The organism is Streptomyces sp. UW30, assembly GCF_008042075.1.
Lineage (GTDB): Bacteria > Actinomycetota > Actinomycetes > Streptomycetales > Streptomycetaceae > Streptomyces.
Genome location: NZ_RDBN01000126.1, coordinates 1 through 5,574 on the forward strand (window position 1 = coordinate 1; position 5,574 = coordinate 5,574).

Annotated in this window: 4 protein-coding genes; 1 reads left to right on the plus strand and 3 read right to left on the minus strand. The window is 72.5% G+C overall.

What is annotated here, in order from left to right; translation table 11 throughout:
* Positions 1-107: 107 nt before the first annotated feature.
* The 3 genes from EAO75_RS44730 to EAO75_RS44740 all read right to left on the minus strand — a co-directional run bounded on the left by EAO75_RS44730 (position 108) and on the right by EAO75_RS44740 (position 4,027).
* Positions 108-824, minus strand: a complete 717-nt coding sequence (locus EAO75_RS44730; RefSeq protein ID WP_148000860.1) for a hypothetical protein — start codon at positions 822-824, stop codon at positions 108-110.
* A 71-nt stretch (positions 825-895) separates the two neighbouring features.
* Positions 896-3,028 carry an aminodeoxychorismate synthase component I gene (gene pabB / locus EAO75_RS44735; protein ID WP_148000861.1) on the minus strand — a complete coding sequence of 711 codons (2,133 nt, stop codon included), beginning with the start codon at positions 3,026-3,028 and terminating at the stop codon, positions 896-898.
* An 87-nt stretch (positions 3,029-3,115) separates the two neighbouring features.
* On the minus strand, positions 3,116-4,027 hold the full coding sequence (locus EAO75_RS44740; RefSeq protein WP_261989721.1) for an AurF N-oxygenase family protein: 912 nt from the start codon (positions 4,025-4,027) through the stop codon (positions 3,116-3,118).
* 205 nt (positions 4,028-4,232) lie between these two features.
* On the opposite strand from EAO75_RS44740, the gene EAO75_RS44745 reads away from it, so the two are divergent.
* Positions 4,233-5,574 (plus strand): class I adenylate-forming enzyme family protein (locus EAO75_RS44745; RefSeq protein WP_148000863.1); only part of this gene is annotated, 1,342 nt, incomplete at its 3' end.

Sequence of the window (5,574 nt, forward strand, 5' to 3'; positions counted from 1 at the left end):
GGCCGGCCGCGGCCCTGCTGAGCCGACTGATCACCCGACCAGCGCGCCTACGCCTTGCTCACCCGACGGCTCATCCGCCGACCGCCGAGCCTCCCATCACCCCCCCATCACCCCACCACCAACCCCGGACAAACCCGCACCACCGCGATCCCCCGATCACTGCGCCCCAACCGGAACCGCACCTTGTCGTGCAGCACCGTGCCCGACGCGGCCTTGCCGTCGACCTGGGGCTCGCCGGGGAACAGCGTGAACGTCCAGCCGCCTCCGACCTCGCAGTCGGGCAGCTCGCTCCCGGACTGGAGCACGCGCGCGCCCCAGATCTGGCGCACCATCAACTCCCGGGTGTCGACGCCGTCCACCGTGAAGGTCCCGGCGTCCGCGGCCGTGATGTCGTCGTAGCTGCCGAAGTGCAGCCCGGCCGGGCCGGTGACGGTGGCGACCGGCGTCCAGTCGGTGCCCGGCGGCACCGCCAGCCGGCCCGCCGGGAGGGCGCGGTCGACCACATCGACCGCGCCCTTGCCGGTCTTACCGGTCTGGTCGGCGCGCATCGCCGGATCGACCGCGCCCCGGGTGTCGAGCTTGTCGGGGTCGGGCACCAGCAGGATGCCGAAGACCGCCTCGTCGGCGAACCGGGAGTCCTTGAAGTGCGCTCGCAGCGCCTCCACGGCGCGCTCCGCGCGGTCCCACTGCGAGGCGTCGACGGTGCGCTTGAGATACGCGGCCGTCGGGAGGGGAAGCCCGGCCCGGCGGACGCCCTCCCGTACGGAGTCGCAGGTGTTCCATCCCGATTCGGTCAACAGCTTGATCTGCTCGCTGGCAAACAATGCCACCTCCGGTCGGCATGTTGCGGGTGCGGTGGCCGCGTGCGCGGCCGGGATCGGGCCCGCGACCCAAGCTAGCCGATGCGATCGCCGAGCGAGCGGGCCACGGGAGCCTCGGATCCGGGTGTGTCGGCGGCGGCCGGCGGCAGCGCCCGCAGCGTGGCCTCCGCCTTGACCAGCATCTCGTCGTACTCGGCGAGCGGCTGCGAGTCGAGCACGATCGCTCCGCCCGCGCCGACACTCAGCTTCTCGCGCCACCGTACGGCCGTACGGATCACGATGTTGAGATCCGCCGTGCCGGAGTAGCCGAGGAAGCCGAGAGCGCCCGAGTAGATGCCGCGGGCCTGGTCCTCCAGGGAGTCGATGATCTCCATGGTGCGCAGCTTGGGCGCGCCCGTCATCGACCCGCCGGGGAAGCATGCCTTGACGCAGTCGACGGCGCTCGCGTCCGGACGCAGGGTGCCGCGCACGGTGGACACCAGCTGGTGCACGGTCGTGTACGACTCGGTCGCCATGAAGGCCGGCACATGCACGCTGCCGACCTGGCATATCCGGCCGAGGTCGTTGCGCAGCAGGTCGACGATCATCAGGTTCTCGGCGCGGGTCTTCGGGTCGCTCGGCAGGGACGCGCGCAGGGCCTCGTCGAGCGCGGGGTCCGGGTTGCGGCGGGTCGTCCCCTTGATCGGCTTGCTCTCCACCGTCCGTTCGCGGTCGATGCGCAGGAACCGCTCGGGCGAGGAGCAGAAGACGGAGAGTTCGCCCAGCCGCAGCAGCGCCCCGTACGGCGCCGGGTTCAGCCTGCGCAGCCTGCGGTAGTAGGCCAGATCGTCGGCCGGGGCCGGCAGATGCAGGCTGTTGGTGAGGCAGATCTCGTAGCTCTCGCCGGCGTGCAACTGGCGCTGGGAGGCGGTGATGTCGGCCAGGTACTGCTCGCGGGGCCGGGCCAGCCATCGGGTGACGTCCGGCTCGGCCGCGTTCGGGACGGGCCTCGCCGCCACTGCGTCCGGGAGGGTACGCAGCATCGCGGCCGTGCGGTCCAGCCACTCCTCGGTGACCGCGGCGTCCGCCGGCTCGGCGAGGCCGACCAGATAGGTACGCCCCTCCAGGTGGTCGACGGCCAGGAAGCGGTGCGCCCGCAGCCACATCGCGTCCGGCGCCGGGGCACGGTGGGCGTTGTCGGCGCCGGTGTCGGCCTTCAACTCATAGCCGAAGTACCCGACATAGCCGCCGGAGAGGTCGAACGGCAGCTCCTCGGTGCCGGTGACCCGGCGGCCGAGCCGGGCGTCCAGGACGTCGAAGATGGTGCCGTGCTCCAGATAGGGGATGCCGCCGGAAGGTTCGACGATCACGGACGCGTCGCCGACCCGGTAGGTGAGCACCTCGCCGTCAGGCCCGTCGGCGTCGCCCATGAAGGAGAAGCGGGACAGGCCGGGCTCCACATGGGCGCTGTCGAGCCAGAACGCCCGGCTGCTGCCGCCGTGCAGGGCGGTGAACGCCGATTCCGCGTCCACGGCCCGTTCCAGGCACCGCACATGGGCGTGCAGGTCGGGTACGGGGGACGGGCCCATGGTCGCGGGCGGCCGGGCCGGGCCGGCGGTGCGCGGCGGCGGTAATCGCCGTCCGGGGTGGGCCGCGAGCGCGAGTCGCCGGAAGTTCGCCATCAGCTCGGCGCCGTACTCGGTGGAGATCGACTCGGGGTGGAACTGCACGCCCCACCGCGGCAGTTCGCGATGGCGCAACCCCATGATCACGCCGTCCTCGGCCCGCGCCGTCACCTCCAGCTGCGGCGGCAGGGGCTCGGCGACGCACAGCGAGTGGTAGCGCACGGCGGTGAAGCGGTCGGGCAGACCGGCGAAGACGTCACTGCCGGTGTGCTCGACGGTCGTGAGGTGGCCGTGGCGCGGCTCGGGCGCGCCGACCACCCGCGCGCCGGCCAGCAGCCCGATGCCCTGGTGCCCGAGGCAGACCCCGAGGACGGGCAGGCCGGTGTGCTCCAGCAGGGCACGGGAATGCCCGAAGTCCCGTTGTCCCGCCGGATGCCCGGGGCCCGGTGAGATCACCGCCGCGTCGAACGCGTCGACGTCCAGCCGACTCCAGGCCGGGTCGTCGTTGGGCACGACGGTCGGCTCATGGCCGTAGGTCTCGGCCAACAGCTGGAAGAGGTTGTAGGTGTAGGAGTCGTAGTTGTCGATCAGCAGTGTGCGCATGGCCCCTTCAGAGGGTCGTAAGCGGTCGCCGGTGGTGGGTGCGGGTGCCGCCGACGGTCGGACGTGGGTCAGGGCGGGGACGGCTCGTCAGCCGACGGAGACGGTCGACCAGTCGAAGGGCAGCTCGTCGAGGACGTCCATCTCGCGGCACAGCCGGTGCAGCCCGCTGAAGTCCTGCAACAGCCGCTTGCGCGCCGCCGACGCGGCCACGTCCTGGAGCATCTGCTGCCCGCCCGGCACGTTCGTCAGCTCGACGATTCGGTGCCAGGTCGTGTAGTCGTTCGCCGCGAAGGCCTCCATGCCGTCGGCGAGCGCCGCGAGGAACAACCGCCGGTGCTCGGCGGACAGGTGGGCGTAGGCGGCCGTGGCGACCTCGGCGGCGATCGAGGAGTGGCAGTACTCGTCGCGGTTGTGGAGGTCGGCGGTGACGCGGTTGATCGGCTGGACCTCCGCGTCGTCCGCGACGAGGTCGAGATAGGCGTTGATGGAGATCTCGGCGACGGTGGTGTAGGCGAGCTGGTCCAGTTCGCGCAGGGCGGGCGTCGCCGCGGCGGCCAGGCGCTCCTCGTGGCGGCGGGCCTTGTGGCCGAGCGGCAGCGCGGCGTCGGGCATGGCCCAGCCGCGCCGACGGCGGGTCACCGCACTGGCGTTGAGGTGCATCAGGGTGTGGTACTGCTCGTCCACCATGGCCTGGGTCACGGCCACGGTCATGGACTCGCCGAGCCCGGTGCCGAACGCGTCGGCCGCCATCAGGGCGAACCCGGGATTGACCACCCGCTGCTCGATGTCCTGGATGTTCTTGTTGAACGCGATCCAGCCCCAGGCGTGCAGCCTCGCCTTCGTCTCGTCGTCCAGCGCGAGATAGGTCGGGTGGTCGCGGAACGGCAGCAGGCTGTCGGGGCAGTCGGGCCGGTCCGGCTCGAACAGGTCGTCCAGGTCCGGCTCCTGGCGTTTGACCGCCGCGCGCCGATGCCAGTTGCCGGACAAACGGCTGATCACGGCGTTCTCGACGGGGTGCGTCGGGTCGTGGGCCGGTAACCCGGGAGGCGCGCCGCCCCGGCTCCCGTGGTCCCCTGTCCGTTCGTCTGAAGAATCAATACTCATGCATACATTGTATGGGTCTATACTCTGGATGGAAGCCCCCCTCGGCTCGATGAGCCGCTCCGCAGGACTCGATGACGAACCGTCGGACGGATGACCTCGCATGTGGCTGACGCAGATCCTGGACCGCAACCGCCGTTGGCGCGCCGGACGCACCGCCCTGGTGGACGAGCGGCGCGCCGTGACATGGAGCGAGCTGGCCGAGCGGGTGCACACCCTCGCCGGCGGCCTGCTCGCACAGGGCCTGGGACCGGGTGACCGGGTCCTGCTGCCGGCCCCGGAGCGGATCGAGGTGTTCGAGGCGTACTTCGCCCTGGCCCGGATCGGCGCCGTGGCCGTACCCGTCGACTCCCTCGGCCCCGCGCAGGAGACGGCCGCCGTCGCCCGGCGGACCGGCGCGGTGGCCGTCCTCACGGACCTCGCGAACCACACCTGGGCGGCCGGCCTCGGCCTACCGGTCGCCCTCGACCTCGCAGGCTCCCACGGCGACCTGTCCGACCTGCCGCCGTACCAAGGCCCTTGGCCACAGGTACGCCCCGACGACCCCGTCGCCGTCATGCACACCTCGGCGACCACCGGCCGGGCCCGCGCGGTGGTCTGGGACCACCGGAGCCTGATGCAGGTCTGTCTCGCCTGGCTCGCGGAGGCCGGTCCGGTCGAGGAGGCGACCCTCGTCAACTGCGCCCCGCTGTTCCACGGCAGCGTCGCCATGTCGTTCACGTACATGGCGGGCGGCGCCCGCATCGTCCTGCCACCCGCATCCGCCCCGCACCGCACGCTGGAGGCGGTGACCCGACATCGGGCCACGCACCTGTGGCTCGACCCGGAAACCCTCAGGCACCTTCTCCACGCGGCTCGCACACGCCCCCACGACACCGGCAGTCTCCGGGAGATCGTCTACGGCGGCGCCCCGCTGCCCTGGGAGGTCTACCGCGACGCCGCGCGCACCTTCGACTGCGCCTTCCGGCAGGCGTACGGCGCTGCCGAGGCCGGCGGTCACTTCGCCATGCTCGCCCCGCACGAGCACCCGGCCCCGCGGACACCGCCCGACCGGCACCCCGCCCTCGGTGCGGGCCGGCCCCTGCCCGGCGTCGACGTGCGGATCCGCCGACCGGACGGCACCGAGGCGGACCCGGGGGAGAACGGCGAGATCTGTGTGCGCAGCGACAGCCTGATGCGCGGTTACTGGGCGGACCCCCGGGCCACCGCCGAGGCGACCCGCGGCGGCTGGCTGCACACCGGCGACCTCGGCCGGGCGGACGCGGCCGGCTATCTCACGCTCGTCGGCCGGCAGACCGACGTGATCACCACCGGCGGACGCGACGTGCACCCGGCGGAGATCGAGCGGGTGCTGCTCTCTCACGCCGGAGTCGCCGACACCGCCGTGGTGGGCCGGCCCGACCCGGCGCACGGCGAGGTGCCGATCGCCTATGTGGTGCCCGCCC

What these genes read in the sequence shown, in the direction of transcription:
- pabB (WP_148000861.1), bottom strand. Translation starts at nt 3,028, where the DNA reads ATGCGCACACTGCTGATCGACAACTACGACTCCTACACCTACAACCTC.